The following is a 20,477-nucleotide window of genomic DNA, read 5'->3' as shown; positions in this document are numbered from 1 at the left end:
CCCATCATGTAGGCGATGATGACGATGACGAAGGGCAGCGTCGCAAGCGCGACCTGCAGCGGGCGCGAGGGGCGGGCGTTGATCAGGCGCATGGCATTGCCTCAGAAAACCGGTGAGGGTCCGCGCCAGCGCTGGCGCGGACCCGAGAGTCACGAACTCAGAGCGCGCCGTCGGCGGCGGCCTTCATGTAGCTGTCGGTAAAGCGCAGCTTCACGTAGTTCTCGTCGCCAAGCACGGTGCCGTCTGCGAGTTCGATGCCGATGACGTCGGCTGATGGGGCGCCGGACCCGAGCAGGCCCTTGTCGAACAGGAAGGTCCGCACCCGATCCATGGTCGTTTCGAGATCGGGCGAGTCGACGAAGGCGACGGCGTCGGCGGGATCGGCGAACAGTCTCGTTGCCGCCAGTTGCGCCTCGAAACCAGCCTGATCGGTGCCGGAGGCGGCACCCATGGCGGCGCGGGCCTCGGCGCCTTCCGGCGTGTCGGCAGTCATGATGTCCATGGTCTCGTACCAGATGCCGGCGAGCGCCTTGCCGAAGTCCGGATTGGCCTCCAGCACTTCGGTATTGGCGACCATCATGTCGATGATCTCGCCAGGGATCTGCGAGCTGTCGAACACCTTGTTGGCGTCGGGCAGGTCGAGGATTTCCGAAACCATCGGGTTCCAGGTGACCAGGGCGGTGACGTCAGCGGTCTGGAAGGCGCCAACCATGTCGGGATCGGCGGTGTTGACGACATTGAGGTCGCGCTCGGTCAGCCCGACGGTGTCGAGCGCGCGAGCCAGCAGATAGTGCGAGACGGAGAACTCGACGAGATTGACGTCCTTGCCGGCGATGGCCGCAAGATCGCTTTCATCCTTGAGGATGACCGCATCATTGCCGTCGGAAAAATCGCCGATGATGACCGCGGTGGTGTCAACGCCGCCGGCCGCGGGGATCGACAGGCCATCCATGTTGGTAAGGGTCACCGCATCATAGGCACCGGCGGTGAACTGGTTCATCGACTCCACGTAGTCGTTGAACTGGGTCACCTCGATGGTGATGCCATATTTGTCGGCCCATTTGTCGACGATGCCGGTGTCCGCGGCGTAGCCCCAGGGCATCCAGCCGACATAGATGGACCAGGCGACCTTGAAGTCGGTCTTTTCCTGGGCAAGGGCAGGCGCTGTGGCGAAAGTCGTTGTCGTGGCCAGCACGAGTGCGAATGTCTTCAACACGTTCATTCTAGTCCCTTTCCGTTTTAATCCGTACGGGTGACGAGGGTGCGGCGTGGTGCCGTGCCTTCGATCTCTGGAGGCAGCCGGAGCAGGGCGCCCCGGATGCCGTTCGTTCAGGCGGTGGCGGCTGTCTTGCTGGCGATGTAGGCCCGCCAGCCGCCGAATTCGGTGATGTCTTGGGCGTCGGCGAGGGCCATGGCCTCGCACAAGAAGCCGGTGACCTGGCGGTCGTCAGCGAGGGTGAGTTTGCCGACCCCGAGGGGCGCCGGGATGTTGGCGACGAAGCTGCCGAAGCCTTCCGGCGGCAACGACCAGATTTCGACGATGATGCCGTCTCCCTGCACCGCAACGTCGCGCTGCAGACCGGGCTTGGGGGGCACGGTGCCGTTGAGCGCGTAGAGCCGGTAACCCGGTGCGGTGCGCGTCTGCTCGACCAGCGAACCGCCGCGCGAGACCAGTTCGTGGTTGAGCGGCATGCCGGTGAGATGCGCGCCGACGACGGCGATCTGCAGGTGATCGGTCGTGGTTGCTGGCAGATCGGGAATTGGGTTGCCGCGGTTGAGGCCGCTGCCTGTCTCGGCGGCCTGATGCATGCGGTTGGCGAAGGGGCCGAGCGCCTGATCGCAATCCTGGGGTGCGACCAGCATGACGCCGAAGGGCAGGCCGGCGGTGGTGAAGCCGGCCGGTACCGCGATGGCGCTGCAACCGAGCAGGTTGGCGAAATTGGTGTAGAGGCCGAAACGGGAATTGAGCGCCACCGGATCGGCCAGCATGGCCTCCACCGTCTGGGTGTCGGGCGAGGTGGGGAGCAGCAGCAGGTCGACCTTCGCCCATTCGGCGAGCGTCAGCTGGCGAAGGCGCTCGAGCTCATAGCGGCCATTGAAGGCGTCGACGGCACTGAACTGCTCCGCCCCGGCGATGATGCCGCGCACGGTGGGGTCCATCTCATCAGGTGACGCTTCGAAGAAATCGGCGATGGCGGCGAGACGTTCGGCGACCCAGGGCCCCTGATAGAGCAGCGCCGCGGCCTCGCGGAACGGGGCGTAGTCGAAGGGCACGAGTTCGGCCCCGAGGTCAGCAGCGCGCGCGACGGCGGTCTCGTAAAGGGCCGCAAAACCGTCGTTGCCGAAGAACTGCTTGTCCTTGTCCATCAGGACGCCGATGCGTGGTTTGGCCGGCAGTGAGCGGTCGGCGGCCTGCCGGGAGAAGGGATCGGTGGCGTCATAGCCTTCCATCAGCTGGCGCACGGCCATGCCATCCGCAACCGAGCAGGCGAAGACGGTGACGACATCGATGCTGCGACATGCGGGCACGACGCCAGTATTGGGGACGCGGCCAGGGCTGGGCTTGATGCCGACGATATTGTTGAAGGCTGCGGGGACGCGGCCGGAGCCGGCGGTGTCCGTGCCAAGCGCAAAGCTGGCGAGCCCGGAGGCCACGGCAACGGCGGAACCGGAGCTCGAACCGCCCGACACATAGGCGCTAACGAACACCGAGCGCGGCGCGCCATAGGGTGAGCGGGTGCCGTTGAGCCCGGTGGCGAACTGGTCGAGATTGGTCTTGCCGATGACGATGGCGCCAGCTGCCTTGAGTCGCGCGACGACGGTAGCGTCGACTTGCGGTTCATAGGCGAAGGCGGGGCAGGCGGCGGTGGTCTCGAGGCCGGCGACGTCGATATTGTCTTTCACGGCGAAGGGGATACCCCACAGCGGCAGCGCGTTGGGCTGCGGCGCCCGCTCCATCAGTTCCCCCGCCGCCTGCCGCAGCGCGTCATCGGAGGCGCGGGAGATGAAGATGGCGGGATCGGTGCTGGCATTGAGCCGTGCGATGAGCGCCTCGACGAGGTCGAGCGGCGTGGCGCCGCCGGCGTAGAGCTTCTGCAGCGCGGAGATATCGAGGCTGGTCGGCAGGGTCATGCTCATGTTCTCAGGCTCCGGCGCGGTCATAGATGCGGACGCCGACGGGCGTCGGGTTGAAGCCATTGCAGGGATTATTGATCTGCGGGCAGTTGGAGATGACGCAGAGCACGTCCATCTCGGCGATCATTTCGACATAGGAGCCAGGCGCGGAGATGCCGTCGTCGATGACGAGATCGCCATTGGGGGCGACCGGCACGTTCATGAAGAAGTTGATGTTCGGCACGATGTCGCGCTTGCCCATGCCGTGCCGGGTGACCTCGGCTATGAAGTTTTCGCGGCAGGCATGTTCGAACTTGGTGTGGTGGCCGAAGCGCACGGTGTTGGATTCGCACGAGCAGGCGCCGGCCGAGGTGTCGTGGCGGCCGCAGGAATCGTCGGTGACCCGCAGCATGAGGTTGCCCTCGTTGGAGATCAGGTCGGTTCCGGTGGTGATATACGCCGCGCCCTGAGCCTGCAGCGTGTCCTGCGCGCTGTAGCGCTCGGCAAAGTCGGCGGCGTTGTAGAACAGGGTGTCGACAGCCTGCTGGCCGCAGGTATCGATGATGCGGAACACCTGGCCCTTGCGGATGACGCCTGACCAGGGCTGGCGGGCGGGAATTTCGTGCTCGAAGACCAGCACGGCGTCTTGCGGTTCACTCATAGTTGGTCGCCTCACATGGTGCGGTAGGTGTCGGTGTTTTCGAAGCCGCGCACGGCCTCGGGCGTCGCGGTGCGGCAGAAGTCGCTTTCGGGCACCGGTCTGGCGCTCAGCACCGTGATCTCGGCAGGGCCGGCGGTGTAGCCAGACGCCGGATCGAGCGGGTGAGGGCAATTGGAGAGGGCGACAAGCAGGTCGATTTCGGCGCGGAGCTCGACGAAATCGCCGGGCTCCCGAACGCCGTCCTGCCAGCTCAGACTGCCGTCGTCGGCAACGGAAACGGGCGCGAAGAAGGTGACGAAGGGCGGGATGTCGCGCGGTGTCAGACCGAACTTGCCGGCAGCGAGGACGAAATTGGTGCGCGTGTTGCGCAGCGCCGGATCGTCGCCGTACTTTCGGGTAACGCTGGCGGCGTTGAGGCCGCCCGCCAGGACGTCATGCGCCCCGCTCGAATCCTCAGTGATCGAGAGCAATACGCGACCCATGTCGGAAAAGATCAGCCGGCCCTTGCCGAGTGCGGCGGTCCACTGGATCTTGATGCTGTCGGCGTGGTTGAGCCGCTCCGAGGTATCCGCTGCGTTCCAGGCGAGCAGGGCCACGGCGGCATTCCCCTCGGGGCTAGCGATGCGCAGACGCTCACCGGCTTTCAGTTGATAGTTCGCGTACCAGCCCCCGGGGATGGTTTCGGCAAGTATGGTTTCGTCAGTGGTGACTGGCAGAGCATCGCGCGGCGTCGGCTGCGGCATGGCTTTTGGCGCTACACCGGTGCCGGCGGATTTCAGCGCCTCATAGCGCCGGCGGTTTTCCGCGATCAGGGCTTCGGTATCGGTTGGGCTCATGTCGGTTCCTCTCGAAAGTGCCGCGTTCACAGCGCGATCCGTGGATCGGCCAGCGATTGCGCGATTTCCACCAGCATGGTGACGAAGATGTAGAAGGCGCCAAAGACCAGGGCGACGCCGAGAACGGCGGGCAGGTCGGAGCTGGCGAAGGACTGAACGGTGTAAAGGCCGAGGCCAGGCCAGGCGAAGATGCGCTCGACGATCAGGAGCCCGCCGAACAGGATGCCGACCTGTAGGCCGATCATCGCCAGTGGCGCCGACGCCGCATTCCGCAGACCGTGCCGCACAAAGATATGCCCCTCGCTTAGTCCCTTGCCACGCGCGGTGCGCACATAGGGTTGGCGCATGACATCGATCAGCGACGAGTTGAGCGAACGGCCGATGGCGACAGCCATGGGCAGTGCCAGGGTGAAGCTGGGCAAAGCGAGATGCCACAGGGCGTTGAGCGAGATGTCGGGACGGCCCAGCAGCAGGCCATCGAGAACGAAAAAACCGGTAGGGCCCGAGAAGCGGCGAATATCCAGCCGTCCGTTGCCAGGGAACCAGCCGAGTTTGAACCACAGGAAATAGGCCAGCAGCAGCGCCGTCAGAAAGATTGGCACCGAGCCTGCCGCCAGCATGCCGACGCGCACGATGCCCGAGTTGGCCATGGTGTTCTGCGCAAAGGCGAGCAGGAAGGCCATTGTGGTGCCGAGCAACATCGCAGCGACGATCAGCTCCAGCGACGCCGGTCCGTATTTCAGCACGTCAGCGGAGATCGGCTGGCGTGTGCGAATGGAGGTGCCAAGATCGCCGTTGAGGATGCGGGTGAGGAAGGTGCCGTACTGGCTGATCAACGGCTGGTTGAGCCCGAGATCGTCGCGAATGCGCTCGATGGTTTCCTCGGGCGCGGAGGGGCCCGCAAGGGCGCGTGCCGGATCTGCCGGAATGATAGCCTGCAGGCAGAACACGATGAAGCTCATCGCCAGCATGACCAGCACGAGACCCGCGGCGCGTTTGGCGAGGTAAGTGCCCATGCTCACGCCCCCCGCATCGCGGCGCGTACGCCGTCGCCGGCGAGATTGGCCAGAACCGACATGAGGAAGATGGCGACGGCGGGTAGAATTGGCAGCCACCAGTAGACGGTGAGGCTATCGACCGACCGGGCCGTCATTGCGCCGAGTTCCGGAGCCGGCGCGGGCAGGCCGAGACCGAGAAACGAGATCATCGACAGCATGAGGATGATGTTGGCGACGTCGAGCGTTGCAGCGACAAGCAGGGTTGGGACAGCGCCCGGCAGCAGATAGCGCAGCATGAGGCGCGGGCCCTTCACCCCGGCGATGCGGGCCGCCTCGACATGCGGACGGGCGCGGATGCGGCGAACCTCGTCGCGCGACATGCGGGCATACCAGGGCCACCAGAAAATAGTGATGGCGATCATGGTGTTGACGAGGCCCGGGCCGAGGGCAGCGATGACCGCGATGGCAATCAACGTCGATGGCAGAACCAAAAAGAGCTCGACGAGGCGCTGGATGACCATGTCGATCCAGCCGCCCATCATGCCGGCGAAGACGCCAATTGCGGTGCCGATGACCAGCGCGATGGCGATCACTGCGAGGCCGGGCAGCCACGTGTAGCGGATGCCGAGGAGCACCCGGGAGAACAGATCGCGGCCGATCTCATCGGTGCCGAAGAGGTGGACGAGATCGGGCGCCTGATAGGCGTCGGCGACGCGCAGCATGGGGTCGAACGGCGTGAGCAGCGGGCCGAAAATCGCGACCAGCGTGATCAACAACACGCCCGCCATGCCGATGCGTTCGAGCCAGCCGACGCGCCGCAGGACGCCGGCTATCTTGGCAACCGCAACTGGTGCGGGGGGCGACAGTTCACTCATGCCCCAGCCCTCATTTCCGCAGTCACGGCAAGGCGCGGCACGGCACTGACCAGCAATTTGGTATAGTCGGCTTCGGGACTGGTGATGACGGTGTCGGCGTCCGCCAGCTCCACGATATGGCCCTTTTCGAGCACCGCGATGCGATCGGCGATCAGCCGGGCGGCCGCCAGATCATGGGTAACGAACAGCATACCCATGCCGATGTCGCGGCGGAGGCGACCGAGCAGATTGAGGGTCTGGGCGGCGAGCGAGACATCCATGGCGCTGATCGGTTCGTCGCAGAGCAGGAGCTTGGGCGGATCGACGACGGCCCGCGCCACGGTGACGCGCTGGCACTGACCGCCCGAGAGTTCGGCGGGCAGGGCGCTGGCAAGCGCCGGATCCACACCGACCAGGGTAAGGGCTTCTTCGATCCGTCTGTCCTGCTCGGTGCGGGACAGTTTCAGCGGGCGCAGGCGGTCGCGGATCTGCTCACCAATGCTGAGCCATGGCGTAAGGGCCGCCACTGCATCCTGAAAGACAACCTGCGGCGGCTGGCCGCCGGGCCAGGAGACATCACCATCGTCAGGCTTGAGCAGGCCCGCCGCGATGCGCAGCAATGTCGACTTGCCTGAACCGCTCTCACCGACCAGGGCGACGCACTCGCCCTGTCGTATGCGCAGCTCGATGCTCGAGAGGACTTCGGTGCGGCCTGCCTTGCTGAAAAGGGTCTTCCTGTCAGCCGGGAAGCTTTTGCGAATGCGGAAGAGCTCCAGCGCATAGGCGTCGTTTGACTTCGGGGCGGGCCAGGCGGGCGCGGCGCGCGTTTGCGATAGCAGGTCCGGAACCTTGTCGGAGTGGAAGCAGGCTGCAAGATGGGCCGTATCGTGTGGCGCCAGATCGGGCCGGTGCGTGGTGCAGCGATCCGTTACCAGCGGACATCGGTTGGAGTAATTGCAGTGCGGCCCATTGGAGAGCTCGGCGCTACGGTCAGCCGAAAGCGTCGGCAACTGCCGTGTGCGGTCCGAACCGAGATCGAAGCGGGCGGCCAGCAGGCCCGCGGAGTAGGGGTGGGCTGGCGCGGCAATCACCGTTCTTGTGGGGCCGAGTTCGGCGACGCGGCCGCCGTAGAGCACCATCACACGATCGGAGAGTTCTGCGGCGACTGCAAGATCGTGGGTAATGAACAGGATGGCCGTCTCCTGCTCGCGTGCCAGCTCGGTGAGCAGCTTCAGGATCTGGGCCTGCACGGTGACGTCAAGCGCCGTGGTCGGTTCGTCAGCGACAAGCACGCGCGGCCGGGCCGCCATGCTCATGGCGATCAGCACGCGTTGACGCTGGCCGCCGGAGAGCCGGTGCGGCAGGTCGGCGGCAATACGGGCTGGATCAGGCAGACCGGTGCGGCTCAGCCAGGCGACGACTTCATCGTCGTCGAGACCGCTTTCGCGCATCTGGCGCCCAATGGTCATGGTCGGGTTGAGTGCCCCCATCGGGTCCTGCGGCACGGCGCGGATGAGGTGGCGACGGGCATCGCGCAGAGCCTCTTTACGGGCGCCGACGATCTCGCGATCCGCAATCAGGATGCTGCCGGAAATCTCGGGCTGGCTTTCCGCCGGCAGCAGACCCTGCAGCGCGAGACCGATAGTGGATTTGCCGGATCCACTCTCGCCCACCAGCGCCACCACTTCGCCAGGCGCCAGCTCGAGGTCGATACCATCGAGAATGGTGCTGGCGCGGCCATCGCGACTGAGCCGGACATTCAGCCCACGGATGGAGAGAACGGACTCAGTCATAGAACTCGGGCGCCAGACGGATTTTCTGCACCAGAACGGGATCGTGGGTGAGGAACATCTCCGCGCCTGTGTTGGCCCAAAGCGCGTTGATGCGGCGAATTGAGGCCAGCGCCTCGTCGTCGTTGGTGGCCGAGCCGGGGAGGATTTCCTTGGTGAAGTTTTCGATCCAGTCGCCCACGTCAGCCGTGAGGATCACCTTGCCGGTTCGGGGCAGATCGACAACCAGTGACTGATGGCCTGGGGTATGGCCCGGGGTGAAAATGGCTTCGATGCCGGGCAGGATTGGCGTGTCGCCGTCGATGATCTGCCAGTCGATGGACGGCAGGTCGTAGTCTTCGGTGAAATAGGCGATCTTTTCGGCGTCAGAGAAGGCGTAGTCGTATTCGACCTTCTGGATGACCACTCTGGCCTGCGGCATGCGCTTGATGTGGCCGCTGTGATCGGCGTGAAGATGCGACAGGACGAGGGTCGAAATATCCTCAAAGCCGATGCCGATGGCAGCGAGCTGCGCGCCCATTTCATGCTCGGGCTTGACCACCGGAGGCGGATGCCAGGCGCCGGGTGCGAAGTATTTTTCGATCTGGGACGGGTCGCGCAGGTGGTGTTCGTCGAGGCCTGCGTCGAGCAGCACCCAGCCCTCTGTGGTATCGAGCAGGTAGGTGCAGATCGGCACCGAGACGATGAACCGGGGATTGGCGCCGCGCAGCGACACTGTCATCGGCAGTATCTCGTAGCCGCAGAGCAAGACGAACATTCGGCGCACGGCACTCATCGGGGGCGCTCCGCTGCGGCGGTGCGTCGGTCGATCCTGATTGGCGCTGCCATTCCAAAGAACATGCGGCTCCCTCCTGTTCTGAGGGATGGACGAGACTCTACGCTCGCCAATCCCTTGGCCAACGAGGTCTCCCGGGCTTTTATCCCGCCGTGCACCTGATCGGATGTCGCTCCCGATCAGTGGCAGCTCTCGGACCAGTCACGCTTGCGCGCCGGAACCCTAGCTGCCAACTCGGCAGAATAAGAAGCAAGCTACGTGCCAATTGCGTGTGTTGAAAATCAGAGGGTTAGGCAGAAGAGGACTGCCTTCCTGCATACAAGAGCCGCGCGCTGACCTAAAATTAGGCAGCGATCGGGATTGTGTAATGATGCGTCAATAATTTGGGTTTGCCGCGCCTGTGCCCACAGCTGTCCGACCGTTATCGCCAGCGCAGGTCCATGCCGAACTGCATGGTTTCGCGGGCGGCAGTATCGCGACACCGTTGCGCGTTTCGGAGCGCGTCGCCAGTGCCCGTGAAGGGCGTGGTGCCGTGCCAGGGTTCAAGGCAGAGGTGGGGCACCGGGTTTTGCCACAGGCGGCTCGGGAGGTTGGTGATGCGCATATCGCCGTGCGCCACCTTCTGCGACAAAGGCGAAATCTTCGCCGGCGCCGGAGAGGAAGAGCATCGCGTCGTCTTCGAACATGGTGGCGTCAGGAGTCAGTGCGCCCGCCGCAAATGGCGAGGCAGGGTATCGGCCAGCAGCAACTTTGTTTCGCTGTCGAGCCGATCAGTGCCGGTTCAGCGCCGCTGCCAGTGACCTGATGCGTCTGGCCTGGCCTGGGCAGCGGCCAGGCGAAACCCGGATGAAAGCCGAACTGGAACGGCATGGGCGTGCTGTCGCGATTTTCACGGTTGCCGTGGTGCTCAGCGCGCTGCCATCCAGATAGCTGAGCGTCAGGGTGAACGCGAAAGGTAGCCGCGCGTCGCGGCGCTGTCGGTGAGAGTCAGACAACCGCCTTGGGGTCGGCGCTTTCAACGGTGAAGTCGAAGTGCGGGCAAATCCGTGCTGCTTCATCGGATAGCTTTTGCCCGCAATGGAAACGGTGTCGTCAGGGCTGCGTCCGACCAGCGGGAACAGCAGGGGCGCGCGGCCGCTCCACCAGGCCGGATCACCATTCCACAGCCATTCACCGCCGTCGGCATCGCGGATCGAGCGCAACTCGGCACCGCGTTCGGCGATCTCGACGGTCAGTTCGTCGCTAGAAAGAATTGGCATCAGTTCAACTCCTGGCAGCAGGTCACAGGGCGCAGTTTTGCGGCCGGCGTTCGGTCCGAATCCAGTGCGTCTGGACGACGCCCGGCTCGATCATGGTCATGTCACGCGCTTCGAGACCAGCGCCCGGCAGCACGAATCGCGGATGGCCCTCGGTAAAGCACGGGATGCCGTCGGGCAGTGCGAGGGCGCGGACTTCGGCGAGTACGAAGCGGTCGAAATAGGGTTCGAACAGGTCGAAGGTGCCGGTGCCGCCTGTGATGGCAATGGTGCCACTGGTGACGCCGAGTTCGGCAAGCATTTCGGCGATCGGCAGACCGGCGGGGTTCCACAGGGTTGCGTTGCTATCGGCGGGGTCAGCTTGCAGCGCCGCGACGGAGCGCGTCAGCACCAGCCGGCGGCGCCCCGGATTCGGGTGGCGGGCATGGCCGAGCCGTCCGAGGACGACGAGCGCGGCCCGGTCGAGCGCGGTCTGGAACTGCTGCCAGTCGGCTTCGCTGCGCATGGCCGGAGGCATGGTGCCGTCGGCTGCCGCAATCATGCCATCGACCGAGACGATGGCATGGCCCTCGATTTCGACCTGGGTGCCAGTGATGGGCATTGCGCATCCGTCCGTTGCCTTGAGGGTCGGCGAGCGTGTTACATGAGCCGGTGCCTGCCTGACAAACTTTCCGGAGCCCGATGACCCCGACTCTTCTGCCATTGGGCGATCGCGCCATGCTGGTGCGGTTCGGCACCGCGCTGAGCGACGCGGCAAACCGCGCGGCGCTGGCCTTTGCGACGCTGGTCGAGGCGGCAACACCCGTCGGTGTGACCGAGATCGTCCCCAGCCTCGTTTCGGTGCTGCTGCGCTACGACCCCGGTGTGATCGGCTTCGACGCGCTCGGCGGTGAAGTGCGGCTGCTGCTGGTCAAGCCGGAAGCCGAGCGGGTGCCGGAGGGGCAGGCCCATCGCATCGACATCATTTTCGACGGCGAGGACCTGGATGAGGTGGCGGCGCTGACGGGGATGAGCGCGGATGCATTTGTCGCGGCCCATAACAGTGCGCCGCTGAGGGTGATGGCGGTCGGCTTTGCGCCGGGCTTTATCTATGCGGGGCTGCATATGGAGCAATTGGTCGTGCCGCGGCGGAAAGAGGTGCGGCGCTCGGTGCCCGCGGGCAGTGTTCTCTTCGCGGCGGGGCAGACGGCGATTGCGTCGACGGCTCTGCCCACCGGTTGGCACGTGATTGGACATACGAGCTTTCGCAATTTCGACCCGCAGGCGATGCCGCCCACGCAGGTCGTGGCGGGGGACCAGTTGCGTTTCGAGGCGGTGCCATGACGGTCGTCAGGATCAATCGCGCGGGGCCTTTGGCGACGATTCAGGATGCCGGCCGTCCGGGCATGCTCCGCTACGGGATCAGCGCCTCGGGTCCGATGGATGGTGCCGGATTTGCGCGCGCCGGGCGCTGGCTGGGCGGCGCCGCTGCGGGAGGGATCGAGTTCACCACGGCAGGTCTCGATTTCGCCGTGGAGGGTGGTGGTTTGGCCATCGCCGGCGACGGAGGCGACTTTGCGATTGCCATCAATGGCAAGGCCCGGCGCTGGCCGCTGCGGGCGGCTCTCAAGGCGGGTGATGTGCTGCAAATCACTCCGGGCCGCTGGGGCAATTTCGGCTATCTGCGGTTCAACCGGACGTTGGAGCTCACGCCCGTGATGGAGAGCCTTGCGACCAATTCCATTGCCGCGATTGGCGGGGTTGATGGCAGGGCGCTCCAGGCGGGAGATGTGCTGTCGCTCGGCGCGAAGCTGAAACGCGGCTCGGTCACTCGGCCGGAGCCATATTTGCCCGATGCAGGGCCACTCCGCATTGTCTGGGGGCTGCATGCGGATCTGTTCGCGGCGGAAACGCGTCAGCGTTTTGTTACAGAAGCTTTTCGGGTGTCATCGCGGATCGACCGGATGGGTTTTCGGCTGGATGACCCGAATGGGGTGTTCGCCGATACCAGGCTGCTGTCGCTGGTCTCCGATGCGGTGCTACCGGGCGACGTCCAGATTCTGGGTGATGGCGCGCCGAGTGTGCTGATGCGGGACCATCAGCCGACGGGCGGCTATCCCCGCATCGCCAGCGTGACCAGTGTAGATCTCGACCGGTTGGCACAATGTCGGCCGGGGACGGAACTGCGGTTTACGCCGGTCACCGTTCAACATGCGCAACGACTGAAGACCACACCATGACCAGTTTTGACCTCAATGCCGATCTCGGTGAAGGGATCGGCGACGACGCGGCGATGATGGAGCTGGTGTCGTCGGCTTCCATAGCGTGTGGCGGGCATGCCGGGGACGACCTCAGCATGCGGGTGGCGCTGCGTGCCGCGCGGGAAGCTGGGGTGCGGGTCGGCGCACATCCGGGCTTCGAGGATCGCGAGAATTTCGGGCGCCTGCGGCTGGCGCTGCCTGCCGAGGAGCTGGATCGCCAGGTGCGGACCCAGGTTGCAACGCTGTGCAACTTTGCAGCCGAAGAGGGCCTTCTGGTCCGCTATGTGAAGCTGCATGGTGCTCTGGCCAATATGGCAGCGGAGGACGGCGCCGTGGCAGCCGTCGCCTTTGCGGCCATTTCGGGGATTGTGGATGGGCTGTCTGTGCTGGCGATCGACAATTCGGCACAGGTGGCCATGGCCGATGCCATGGGCTTTCCGGTGATCCGCGAAGCCTATGCAGACCGGGCCTATCTGCCCAATGGCCTGCTTGTGCCACGCAGTGCCGAGGGCGCCGTGCTGCACGATGCGGGGCTGATTGCGGAGCGGGCCGTGCGCCTGGCCGAAGCCGGAGAGCTCGTGGCGATCGACGGTACTGTGATTGCCTCTGAGGCGCGCTCGCTGTGCATTCATGGTGACAATGCCGAGGCCGTGGCGATTGCGCGCGCCGTGCGGGATGCGCTCGAAGGGCAGGGGATTGCCATCCGACCCGCCGACTGACGGTTGTCTGCTCCCCAGAACTGGGCCATAGGACGGCCGGACATGCAGGGAGAGGCTCCATGAGCGCACAGATCATCGACGGCAAGAGCTTTGCAGAGGGACTTCGGGGCCGCATCGCCGGTCACGTGGACCGACTGAAGGCGGAGCACGGTATTACGCCGGGCCTTGCGGTGGTGATCGTCGGTCAGGATCCGGGCAGCCAGGTCTATGTGGCGCAAAAGGCCAAGCAGACCGTCGCCGTCGGAATGCACTCGGAAAAGTACGAACTCGACGAGAGCGTGAGCGAGGCTGAAGTGCTGGCGCTGGTCGAAAAGCTCAACGCCGATCCCGCCATCCACGGCATTCTGGTCCAGCTGCCGGTGCCGGCGCATATCGATCCAAAGAAGATCATCGCGACCATCGACCCTGCCAAGGATGTCGACTGCTTCACGCCGGCGAGTGTCGGCAAGCTGGCCATCGGCCTGCCGGGCCCGGTGAGCTGCACGCCGCTTGGCTGTTTGATGCTGCTGCGCGATCAGCTGGGCGACCTGTCCGGCAAACATGCCGTCGTGGTCGGCCGGTCCAATCTCGTGGGCAAGCCCATCGCCCAGTTGCTGCTGCGTGAAAACTGCACCGTGACCATGGCGCATTCGCGCACCCAGGATTTGCCGTCCATCGTGCGTCAGGCCGATATCGTCGTAGCCGCGGTCGGTCGCCCACAGATGATCAAAGGCGACTGGATCAAGCCGGGCGCGACCGTGATCGATGTCGGCATCAACCGGATTGATGCGCCGGAGCGCGGCGAAGGCAAGACCCGGCTGCTCGGCGACGTGGATTTCGCTGCGGCGTCAGAGGTGGCAGGCGCGATTACGCCGGTGCCGGGCGGGGTGGGGCCGATGACCATCGCGTGCCTGCTTGCCAACACGGTGACCACGGCGTGCCTGATCAATGGATTGACCCCACCGACCGATCTGACGCCCTGAGTTCAGTCGGCTTCGACGGCGAGATCGAGCTGGGCGGCGATGTCGTCCAGCGCGGCAGCGAATAGCGCCGGGTCGGCGCGCAGGTCCTCTCGGGCATAGAGCAGATAGCTGAAACTCCGGTCGTAGCTGGTGAAGCGCAGCTGTGCTTCCGCGTCCTCCTGCACGATGGTCAGGTCCTCACGGAAATGGCCGAGGGCATCTTCGAATGCGAGCGCGAGCAGCTCGGCCAGGTCTTGAGGCGTTGCGCCCAGCAGCATGCCGTCATCATCGAACGTGGCTTCCGGCGTCTGCTGCACGCTGTCAGGCCAGCGGCCTTGCGGGTCGAACTGGATGAACAGGCCGTCGGTCGCAGCGATCGGAGCGAAGCGGGCCGGCGCAGCCGAGTTGGTCTGCGCCTGCAGCAGCCATAGGGGACCGTCGATTTCGCCTATGCGCAGGTCCATGCCGGGCGAGAGCGCATCGATATAGCGGGCGGACTCGGGATCGAACTCCAACTCGCGGCACTTGTTGTTGCCGAGGGCCGCACTGACGGGTGAGCCGGCCGAGACGGTCGCGGGATCGAGCGAGACTTCAAGGTGACAATAGAGCCCGGGACCAACACCCGGGATCTCGGTTGAATTCGCCTCGGTCAGCAGCTTGGTGTCGCTGGTGTAGCAACCGGCCAATGGCAGCAGGACCAGTGCTGCGACGGCCAGACGCCGCGTCATGCGTCATCTCCGCGGTTGGCCTTGTAGCTTTCAACCAGATGCTCAGGAGCGCGGAAATGCCAGGCATCGACGAGGCGTAGAGCCAGTTCCTCGTCGGAGATCCTGTCGAGGCGCACCAGAAGGCCCGGGCCGTTGCGATGCTCCTCGTTCTGCCAGTAGATTTCCGGTGCAACCTCGATCAGCAATTCGGTCTGTGCGACGGGGCAATGCAGCACCATCTCCTCAGGCGCGCTGAGGCTGACGAAACAGGTGCCGTCCACATGCAATGCCGGCGCGCCATCCTGTGTCGTTTCACCGGTTTCGGGCAGGCGTCGTTCCGCGCACAGGCGCTTCAGGCGTTCGAGCTGTGACTCTTTTGCGGCCATGACGGTCTCCCTTGGTTGGTCGGTTTTATTTGTTTTTGCCCAGATGTAAGTCTGGCGCAATGCGGGGCAATTGGCTACACCACGGTCTACCCGAAGCGCCAGTTCTCCCGGGGTCCCATGACCAATTATTCCGACGCCACCGATTACGGGTCGACCCGTCCGGGTCCCGAGGTTTTGCGGGACGAAGACGACAACCTGAATCCGCTGTGGATCGAGGCCCTGCGTGCCGAGCTCGATCAGGACGCTGTCACCGATGTGGTGGCGCGGATCGAACCGCTGCATGCCTCCGACGTCGGTGATCTGCTCGAGGCGCTAGAGCCGGACGAGCGGCTGCATCTGATCCAGCTGCTGGGCCCGAATTTCGATTATTCGGCCCTGACCGAAGTCGACGAGAATGTCCGCGCCGAGCTGATGGAGGCGCTGCCCTCCGCCGATATCGCGCGCGGCGTCGCCGAACTCGACAGCGACGATGCCGTCTACATTCTCGAGGACATCGAGGCCGTCGATCGTGAGGCGATCCTGGCGCAACTGCCGGCGTTCGATCGGCTCAGCCTGAAGCGAAGCCTCGATTTTCCAGAGGATTCCGCCGGCCGGCGGATGCAGACCGAATATATCGCCATCCCGCCGTATTACACCGTGGGCCAGACGATCGACTACATGCGGTCCGAAAAGGACCTGCCCGAGGATTTCTACCAGCTGTATGTGGTCGACCCTGGCTACCAGCTGCTGGGCATCATTCCGCTCGACAAGTTCCTGCGCTCAAAGCGTGACGTGCGCATCGAAGACCTGATGAACCGCAACGTCATCACGGTCGAGGCCACCGAGGATCAGGAAGAGGCAGCGCGCGACTTCGAGCGCTATGATCTGGTCGAAACAGGTGTGGTGGACGAAAATGGCCGCATGGTGGGTGTGTTGACCGTCGACGACATCGTCGACGTCATCAACGAAGAAGCCACCGAGGACATCAAGCGCATGGGCGGCGTCGGCGACGAAGAACTGTCCGACCGGCTGATCGCCACGGTGCGCAGCCGCGCGCCATGGTTGCTGGTCAATTTGATCTCGGCGCTGATCGTCTCCTTCATCATCAGCCTGTTCAACGGCACGATCGAGCAGATGGTGGCGCTGGCGGCACTGATGCCGATCGTCGCCTCGATGGGCGGCAATGCCGCGACGCAGACGATGACTGTGACGGTGCGCGCACTGGCGACCCGCGACCTCGACCGCGGCCGGGTGCGCCGGCTGATCGTGCGTGAAATGTCGGGCGGCTTCCTCAACGGCTGCCTCTTTGCCGTGCTGATTGGCTGCATCACCTGGGTGCGCTATCTCAATCCCGGCCTGGGGGTGGTGATCGGGCTGGCGATGATCATCAACATGATCGCGGCGGGCACCGCGGGCATCCTGTTGCCGCTGCTGTTGAACAAGCTGAAGATCGATCCCGCTATCGCCTCGTCGGTGTTTGTCACGACGGTCACCGATGTCGTTGGTTTCTTTGCCTTTCTCGGCATCGCAGGGCTGTGGTTCGGATTGTTCTGAGCCGGGTACGTGTCTGTCCACTGTGGCAAAGGTGACACTTTCCAACGGCGGTCGGTCGGGTTAACGATTCCCTACCGTCGCAAAGTCTTCACAGAGTTTGGCGACGGACCCGAGAACGGCTTGAGGAGCTTCAATGCGCGGCCATTCGAAGACGGAGTGGTGGCGTTCCGGATTGCCGACGGTGTCCTGGACACTGGTCTGCCTGCTGTCGATGTCGATTGTCTTCAAAGTCATCGCCGGCGCGTGAACGGAGCGCAGCTGAACCTGACGGGTTCGCACACAGTAACAGAATTGAAGAAGGGCGCCGGGGCCAAACGGCGCCCTTCATTTTGAGACCAAAGCCATGAAACTGATCTTCGCAAATCGTAATTACTCGACCTGGTCGCTCCGGCCCTGGCTCGTCCTCACGCATTTCGGCATCGATTTCGATGAGGATATGGTGCTGCTCAATGGCGAGGGCTGGAAGGAGAACCTGCTCAAGAAGTCGCCGACCGGCCGCGTTCCGGTGCTGATCGACGGTGATCTGACGATCCCGGAGTCGCTGGCGATCATCGAATATCTCAACGACAAGTATCCGGCGAAGGGCATCTGGCCGTCGAACCGTAAGGAACGCGCCATCGCCCGTGCGGCCGCGGCCGAGATGCACGGCGGGTTCTCTGCGCTGCGCAATCTGGCGCCGATGAACCTCAGGGCCAGCCATCCCGGCAAGGTCGACCCCGACGCCGTTGCGGGCGATCTGCGGCGTCTCGACCGGCTATGGGGGGACCTGCTGTCACGCTCGGACGGTCCTTATCTGTTCGGCAGTTTCAACGGCGCCGATGCGATGTTCGCGCCCGTCGCGGCGCGTATCCGCACATACGAGCTCGCCGTGTCGGACATGGCGATGGAATATGTCGAGGCGATCTATGCTTTGCCGGCCTTTCAGCAATGGCTGGCCGAGGCTCTCAAGGAGCCGTGGACGGTCGAAGACGACGAGATCGACGTGATCAACGCCAGGCGCGCCCAGACCAAGGCATGATCAATATCATCAAGCTGTGCGTCGGGGTTTCGACGCTCGAGGAGCTGGAAAGCTATCGGTCGGAACGTGCGCATTGGTGGGGCGCGGACTATGGCGAGGGCGTGCATGTGCACCGCACGCGCACCATGCCGAAGCGCCGCGACGAAATCGAAGGGCAGGGGTCGGTGTACTGGGTGATTTCGGGGGTCATCCGCTGCCGCCAGCCGATCCTGCGCCTCGCCGAGGCAGTCGATGGGCAGGGGCTGAAATGCTGTGACATCATCATGGCCCCCGATCTGGTGCGTACGGTGCCGCGACCCAAAAGTCCGTTCCAGGGATGGCGCTATCTGAAACCCGAGGACGCCCCCGCCGATCTCGCTGACTCCGATGCGGAGGAGGAGGGCGGCTCACCTGAAATCGCCGAGGAGCTAGCCCGTCTGGGCCTGATCTGAGCCATGCAGATAGAGACAATCGGCGCCACGCGCGTCCTGATCTACGACGGTCCGGTTCTCGCCTCCGAGGCTGACGCCGGCGAAGTGATGGGAGAGACCTTCGGCACCCAGATCGACATGGTAGCGCTGCCGGTCGAACTGCTGGCACCCGAGTTCTTTCAGCTGAGCACTGGCCTCGCAGGTGCCCTGTTGCAAAAGCTTGTGACCTACGGGTTGCGCGTCGCGATTGTCGGCGACTGTTCGGAGATGGCCGATCAGAGCCAGGCGCTGACGAGTTTTATCGCGGAAAGCAACCGCGGCGCCCAGGTCTGGTTTGTCGCCGACGACGCGGCTCTGGCGGCGCGTCTCGCCTCCGTCACGGGTGCGTCATGAGGTTATGACGAAACGTCTTGAACGCAATCGGGGAAGCCGACATTGTTCCGCACAGGGCTTGATTGGCTGAAGTCGCGGCGCTGAAAGGTTCAGCAAGGGAAGGACATCGACACGGCATGGGCAGGTCTGGGACGCATGTCATCGTCGTTGGCAATGAAAAAGGCGGGTCGGGAAAGTCGACCACCGCCTTTCATCTGGCCGTCTACCTTATGTATCAGGGGTTTCGCGTCGCTTCCATCGACGTGGACAGCCGGCAGCAGACGCTGACCCAATATGTGCGCAACCGGCGCAAATGGGCGCAGGCGCATGACCTGCAACTGCCGCACGCGATGCATTTTCATCTGCCGCCGTCGAAGTCCGATTCCATCAAGGAGAATCAGCGGCTCGAGTTCGATCTGTTCCGGCAGGCGATAATCGAGGTCGAGGGTGATGCTGACTTTCTCATCGTCGACACGCCCGGCTTCGACACGCACCTGACCCGTCTGGCGCATTCGCTGGCCGACACGCTGGTGACGCCGCTGAACGATTCCGTCATCGATCTCGACGTCATGGCGCATGTGGATCCGGTGACGGGCGATCCGCGCGAGATGAGTCACTACGCGCGGCTGGTGCAGCGGGCCCGCACGGAACGGCTGTCGATCGACGGCCGGACGATCGACTGGATCGTGGTGCGCAACCGCATCTCCATGCTGCCCTCGCGCAGCGCCAAGATGGTGCTGGCGGCGCTCGACAAGATCTCGGTGCGGCTGGGGTGTCGTGTGGCAGATGGTATCGCCGAGCGGGTGATCTTTCGCTCGCTGTTCCCGACCGGCATGACGGTGTTCGACCCGCTGGACGAAGAACTGCTCGGCGGGTTGCCGTCGATGTCGCATCTCAGTGCGCGACAGGAATACCGGCAGCTGGTCGAGGCGCTGCGACTGCCGGTTTCCGACAAGGCGGCGGCGCGTATCGCCGCGGCCAAGGCGCTGGCCGAGTCGGCAGGCAGCGCGACCAAGTTCGAGCATATGGCCTGAGGCCGGCCTGATCAGACGAGCAGCGACTGCGCCCCGTCGATCCAGATCGGTGTGCCACTGATGTGGCTGGAGCGGTCGGAGGCGAGGAAGCAGACGAGATCGGCAACCTGTTCGGATTTGCCGGGTTCGCCACCTGTCAGGGGGATAGTGCCCTCGGGGTAGTTGGCTGGCACTCTGGCCTCTTCGCGATCAACCATATTGGTGTTGTCGCTGATCTGGCTCTCGATGGCGCCGGGACAGATAACATTGACCCGGATGCGGTGCTTCGCGAGCTCCAGCGCGGCCATCTGGGCAAAGGCGACCTGGCCGGCCTTGGTGGTCGAATAGGCCGAGGCGCCAGCCGTGGTGAAGGTGCGGGTGCCATTGATCGATGCGGTGATGATCACCGAGCCGCCATGCTGCTTGAGCAGCGGGACCGCGAGATGCACGGTCAGGAAGGTGCCGCCCAGGTTGATGCTGACGGTCTTGTTCCAGTCTTCGTAGCTGAGCTTTTCGATCGGCGCCCAAGTGCCGTTGATGCCGGCATTGGCAAAGACCACATCGAGTTGACCGAATTGTTCGGCGATGGTGTCGAAAGCGATCTGCATCGCGGCTTCATCGGAGATGTCGGCGATCAGCACGAGCGCCTTGCGGCCCTTGGCCTTGATGGCATCGCCGGTTTCCTGAAGCTCGCTTTCGGTGCGACCGATCAGGGCGACATCGGCGCCGGCATCCGCCATGGCGAGTGCCGCTGCCTTGCCAATCCCCGATCCACCGCCGGTCACGAGCGCCTTTTTGCCTGTCAGTTCCACGTTCTATCCTCCGTAACGTCACAGAGCGAACGCGGCGTAACA

At 64.3% G+C, this 20,477-nt stretch carries 23 protein-coding genes and 1 riboswitch; of the genes, 9 read left to right on the top strand and 14 right to left on the bottom strand.

What is annotated here, in order from left to right; all coding sequences use genetic code 11:
* Positions 1-157 precede the first annotated feature (157 nt).
* From ACN0TK_RS06005 to ACN0TK_RS05955, 11 genes are all read right to left on the bottom strand, one after another.
* Positions 158-1,213, bottom strand: a complete 1,056-nt coding sequence (locus tag ACN0TK_RS06005) for a putative urea ABC transporter substrate-binding protein (RefSeq protein WP_417308736.1) — start codon at positions 1,211-1,213, stop codon at positions 158-160.
* Between the two features lie 116 nt (positions 1,214-1,329).
* A complete protein-coding gene (gene atzF, locus ACN0TK_RS06000) occupies positions 1,330-3,138 on the bottom strand; it encodes an allophanate hydrolase (protein ID WP_417308557.1) in 1,809 nt (602 codons plus the stop codon).
* A 4-nt stretch (positions 3,139-3,142) separates the two neighbouring features.
* Complete coding sequence (locus ACN0TK_RS05995) at positions 3,143-3,775, bottom strand: urea amidolyase associated protein UAAP2 (RefSeq protein ID WP_417308556.1); 633 nt, start codon at positions 3,773-3,775, stop codon at positions 3,143-3,145.
* Positions 3,776-3,786: 11 nt separating this feature from the next.
* Positions 3,787-4,611: an urea amidolyase associated protein UAAP1 gene (locus ACN0TK_RS05990; RefSeq protein WP_417308555.1), complete on the bottom strand. Its 825-nt coding sequence runs from the start codon at positions 4,609-4,611 to the stop codon at positions 3,787-3,789.
* A gap of 26 nt (positions 4,612-4,637) precedes the next feature.
* Positions 4,638-5,627 (bottom strand): ABC transporter permease, encoded by a 990-nt coding sequence (locus ACN0TK_RS05985; RefSeq protein WP_417308554.1) that lies wholly within the window; start codon positions 5,625-5,627, stop codon positions 4,638-4,640.
* A gap of 2 nt (positions 5,628-5,629) precedes the next feature.
* The gene (locus ACN0TK_RS05980; RefSeq protein ID WP_417308553.1) at positions 5,630-6,484 is read right to left on the bottom strand and encodes an ABC transporter permease; all 855 of its coding nucleotides are present in this window, start codon (positions 6,482-6,484) and stop codon (positions 5,630-5,632) included.
* Positions 6,481-8,256, bottom strand: a complete 1,776-nt coding sequence (locus tag ACN0TK_RS05975; protein WP_417308552.1) for an oligopeptide/dipeptide ABC transporter ATP-binding protein — start codon at positions 8,254-8,256, stop codon at positions 6,481-6,483. Before ACN0TK_RS05975 ends, ACN0TK_RS05980 begins: the two co-directional genes overlap by 4 nt.
* Positions 8,249-9,028, bottom strand: a complete 780-nt coding sequence (locus tag ACN0TK_RS05970; protein ID WP_417308551.1) for an N-acyl homoserine lactonase family protein — start codon at positions 9,026-9,028, stop codon at positions 8,249-8,251. Before ACN0TK_RS05970 ends, ACN0TK_RS05975 begins: the two co-directional genes overlap by 8 nt.
* Positions 9,029-9,157: 129 nt before the next feature.
* A riboswitch (guanidine-I (ykkC/yxkD leader) is annotated at positions 9,158-9,265 on the bottom strand.
* A 184-nt stretch (positions 9,266-9,449) separates the two neighbouring features.
* A complete protein-coding gene (locus tag ACN0TK_RS05965) occupies positions 9,450-9,659 on the bottom strand; it encodes a hypothetical protein (protein ID WP_417308550.1) in 210 nt (69 codons plus the stop codon).
* A gap of 139 nt (positions 9,660-9,798) precedes the next feature.
* On the bottom strand, positions 9,799-10,287 hold the full coding sequence (locus tag ACN0TK_RS05960; RefSeq protein ID WP_417308549.1) for a hypothetical protein: 489 nt from the start codon (positions 10,285-10,287) through the stop codon (positions 9,799-9,801).
* 22 nt (positions 10,288-10,309) lie between these two features.
* On the bottom strand, positions 10,310-10,885 hold the full coding sequence (locus ACN0TK_RS05955) for a dihydrofolate reductase (protein WP_417308548.1): 576 nt from the start codon (positions 10,883-10,885) through the stop codon (positions 10,310-10,312).
* Between the two features lie 80 nt (positions 10,886-10,965).
* Between ACN0TK_RS05955 and ACN0TK_RS05950 the strand changes: the two genes are divergently transcribed.
* From ACN0TK_RS05950 to folD, 4 genes are read left to right on the top strand one after another with little or no spacing between them, the layout of a single operon-like run.
* A complete protein-coding gene (locus tag ACN0TK_RS05950) occupies positions 10,966-11,607 on the top strand; it encodes a 5-oxoprolinase subunit B family protein (RefSeq protein WP_417308547.1) in 642 nt (213 codons plus the stop codon).
* Complete coding sequence (locus tag ACN0TK_RS05945) at positions 11,604-12,503, top strand: biotin-dependent carboxyltransferase family protein (RefSeq protein ID WP_417308546.1); 900 nt, start codon at positions 11,604-11,606, stop codon at positions 12,501-12,503. The genes ACN0TK_RS05950 and ACN0TK_RS05945 overlap by 4 nt, the downstream gene beginning before the upstream one ends.
* The gene (locus tag ACN0TK_RS05940) at positions 12,500-13,243 is read left to right on the top strand and encodes a LamB/YcsF family protein (protein ID WP_417308545.1); all 744 of its coding nucleotides are present in this window, start codon (positions 12,500-12,502) and stop codon (positions 13,241-13,243) included. The genes ACN0TK_RS05945 and ACN0TK_RS05940 overlap by 4 nt, the downstream gene beginning before the upstream one ends.
* Positions 13,244-13,302: 59 nt before the next feature.
* A complete protein-coding gene (folD, locus tag ACN0TK_RS05935) occupies positions 13,303-14,205 on the top strand; it encodes a bifunctional methylenetetrahydrofolate dehydrogenase/methenyltetrahydrofolate cyclohydrolase FolD (RefSeq protein WP_417308544.1) in 903 nt (300 codons plus the stop codon).
* Between the two features lie 2 nt (positions 14,206-14,207).
* Here the strand turns inward: folD and ACN0TK_RS05930 are convergent, their stop codons facing one another.
* Together ACN0TK_RS05930 and ACN0TK_RS05925 are read right to left on the bottom strand one after the other, a co-directional pair.
* Positions 14,208-14,912, bottom strand: coding sequence for a hypothetical protein (locus ACN0TK_RS05930; RefSeq protein WP_417308543.1), 705 nt, complete (start codon positions 14,910-14,912; stop codon positions 14,208-14,210).
* Positions 14,909-15,277 carry a hypothetical protein gene (locus ACN0TK_RS05925; protein ID WP_417308542.1) on the bottom strand — a complete coding sequence of 123 codons (369 nt, stop codon included), beginning with the start codon at positions 15,275-15,277 and terminating at the stop codon, positions 14,909-14,911. The genes ACN0TK_RS05930 and ACN0TK_RS05925 overlap by 4 nt, the downstream gene beginning before the upstream one ends.
* Positions 15,278-15,394: 117 nt before the next feature.
* Between ACN0TK_RS05925 and mgtE the strand changes: the two genes are divergently transcribed.
* From mgtE to ACN0TK_RS05900, 5 genes are all read left to right on the top strand, one after another.
* Positions 15,395-16,810 carry a magnesium transporter gene (mgtE, locus tag ACN0TK_RS05920; RefSeq protein ID WP_417308541.1) on the top strand — a complete coding sequence of 472 codons (1,416 nt, stop codon included), beginning with the start codon at positions 15,395-15,397 and terminating at the stop codon, positions 16,808-16,810.
* Positions 16,811-17,153: 343 nt separating this feature from the next.
* Complete coding sequence (locus ACN0TK_RS05915; RefSeq protein WP_417308540.1) at positions 17,154-17,828, top strand: glutathione S-transferase family protein; 675 nt, start codon at positions 17,154-17,156, stop codon at positions 17,826-17,828.
* A complete protein-coding gene (locus tag ACN0TK_RS05910) occupies positions 17,825-18,259 on the top strand; it encodes a DUF1489 family protein (protein ID WP_417308539.1) in 435 nt (144 codons plus the stop codon). The genes ACN0TK_RS05915 and ACN0TK_RS05910 overlap by 4 nt, the downstream gene beginning before the upstream one ends.
* Positions 18,260-18,262: 3 nt before the next feature.
* Positions 18,263-18,631, top strand: coding sequence for a DUF4180 domain-containing protein (locus tag ACN0TK_RS05905; RefSeq protein ID WP_417308538.1), 369 nt, complete (start codon positions 18,263-18,265; stop codon positions 18,629-18,631).
* A gap of 116 nt (positions 18,632-18,747) precedes the next feature.
* Positions 18,748-19,644 carry a division plane positioning ATPase MipZ gene (locus ACN0TK_RS05900; RefSeq protein WP_417308537.1) on the top strand — a complete coding sequence of 299 codons (897 nt, stop codon included), beginning with the start codon at positions 18,748-18,750 and terminating at the stop codon, positions 19,642-19,644.
* An 11-nt stretch (positions 19,645-19,655) separates the two neighbouring features.
* On the opposite strand, the gene ACN0TK_RS05895 is transcribed toward ACN0TK_RS05900, so the two are convergent.
* Positions 19,656-20,435, bottom strand: coding sequence for an SDR family oxidoreductase (locus tag ACN0TK_RS05895; protein ID WP_417308536.1), 780 nt, complete (start codon positions 20,433-20,435; stop codon positions 19,656-19,658).
* Between the last annotated feature and the right edge of the window lie 42 nt (positions 20,436-20,477).

The organism is Devosia sp., assembly GCF_048261455.1.
Taxonomy (GTDB): domain Bacteria; phylum Pseudomonadota; class Alphaproteobacteria; order Rhizobiales; family Devosiaceae; genus Devosia_A.
Note: the sequence above shows the minus strand (reverse complement) of the source record. Positions and strands in the feature narration are given on the sequence as shown.

Excerpts from the sequence above, each read along its gene's own strand:
- ACN0TK_RS05990 (WP_417308555.1), bottom strand. The coding sequence starts at position 4,611 with ATGAGCCCAACCGATACCGAAGCCCTGATCGCGGAAAACCGCCGGCGC.
- atzF (WP_417308557.1), bottom strand. The coding sequence starts at position 3,138 with ATGAGCATGACCCTGCCGACCAGCCTCGATATCTCCGCGCTGCAGAAG.
- ACN0TK_RS05915 (WP_417308540.1), top strand. The coding sequence starts at position 17,154 with ATGAAACTGATCTTCGCAAATCGTAATTACTCGACCTGGTCGCTCCGG.
- ACN0TK_RS05985 (WP_417308554.1), bottom strand. The coding sequence starts at position 5,627 with ATGGGCACTTACCTCGCCAAACGCGCCGCGGGTCTCGTGCTGGTCATG.
- ACN0TK_RS05940 (WP_417308545.1), top strand. The coding sequence starts at position 12,500 with ATGACCAGTTTTGACCTCAATGCCGATCTCGGTGAAGGGATCGGCGAC.
- ACN0TK_RS05960 (WP_417308549.1), bottom strand. The coding sequence starts at position 10,287 with ATGCCAATTCTTTCTAGCGACGAACTGACCGTCGAGATCGCCGAACGC.
- ACN0TK_RS05925 (WP_417308542.1), bottom strand. The coding sequence starts at position 15,277 with ATGGCCGCAAAAGAGTCACAGCTCGAACGCCTGAAGCGCCTGTGCGCG.
- ACN0TK_RS05980 (WP_417308553.1), bottom strand. The coding sequence starts at position 6,484 with ATGAGTGAACTGTCGCCCCCCGCACCAGTTGCGGTTGCCAAGATAGCC.
- ACN0TK_RS05955 (WP_417308548.1), bottom strand. The coding sequence starts at position 10,885 with ATGCCCATCACTGGCACCCAGGTCGAAATCGAGGGCCATGCCATCGTC.
- ACN0TK_RS05970 (WP_417308551.1), bottom strand. The coding sequence starts at position 9,028 with ATGAGTGCCGTGCGCCGAATGTTCGTCTTGCTCTGCGGCTACGAGATA.
- ACN0TK_RS05995 (WP_417308556.1), bottom strand. The coding sequence starts at position 3,775 with ATGAGTGAACCGCAAGACGCCGTGCTGGTCTTCGAGCACGAAATTCCC.
- ACN0TK_RS05945 (WP_417308546.1), top strand. The coding sequence starts at position 11,604 with ATGACGGTCGTCAGGATCAATCGCGCGGGGCCTTTGGCGACGATTCAG.
- mgtE (WP_417308541.1), top strand. The coding sequence starts at position 15,395 with ATGACCAATTATTCCGACGCCACCGATTACGGGTCGACCCGTCCGGGT.
- folD (WP_417308544.1), top strand. The coding sequence starts at position 13,303 with ATGAGCGCACAGATCATCGACGGCAAGAGCTTTGCAGAGGGACTTCGG.
- ACN0TK_RS05910 (WP_417308539.1), top strand. The coding sequence starts at position 17,825 with ATGATCAATATCATCAAGCTGTGCGTCGGGGTTTCGACGCTCGAGGAG.
- ACN0TK_RS05900 (WP_417308537.1), top strand. The coding sequence starts at position 18,748 with ATGGGCAGGTCTGGGACGCATGTCATCGTCGTTGGCAATGAAAAAGGC.
- ACN0TK_RS05975 (WP_417308552.1), bottom strand. The coding sequence starts at position 8,256 with ATGACTGAGTCCGTTCTCTCCATCCGTGGGCTGAATGTCCGGCTCAGT.
- ACN0TK_RS05950 (WP_417308547.1), top strand. The coding sequence starts at position 10,966 with ATGACCCCGACTCTTCTGCCATTGGGCGATCGCGCCATGCTGGTGCGG.
- ACN0TK_RS05930 (WP_417308543.1), bottom strand. The coding sequence starts at position 14,912 with ATGACGCGGCGTCTGGCCGTCGCAGCACTGGTCCTGCTGCCATTGGCC.
- ACN0TK_RS05905 (WP_417308538.1), top strand. The coding sequence starts at position 18,263 with ATGCAGATAGAGACAATCGGCGCCACGCGCGTCCTGATCTACGACGGT.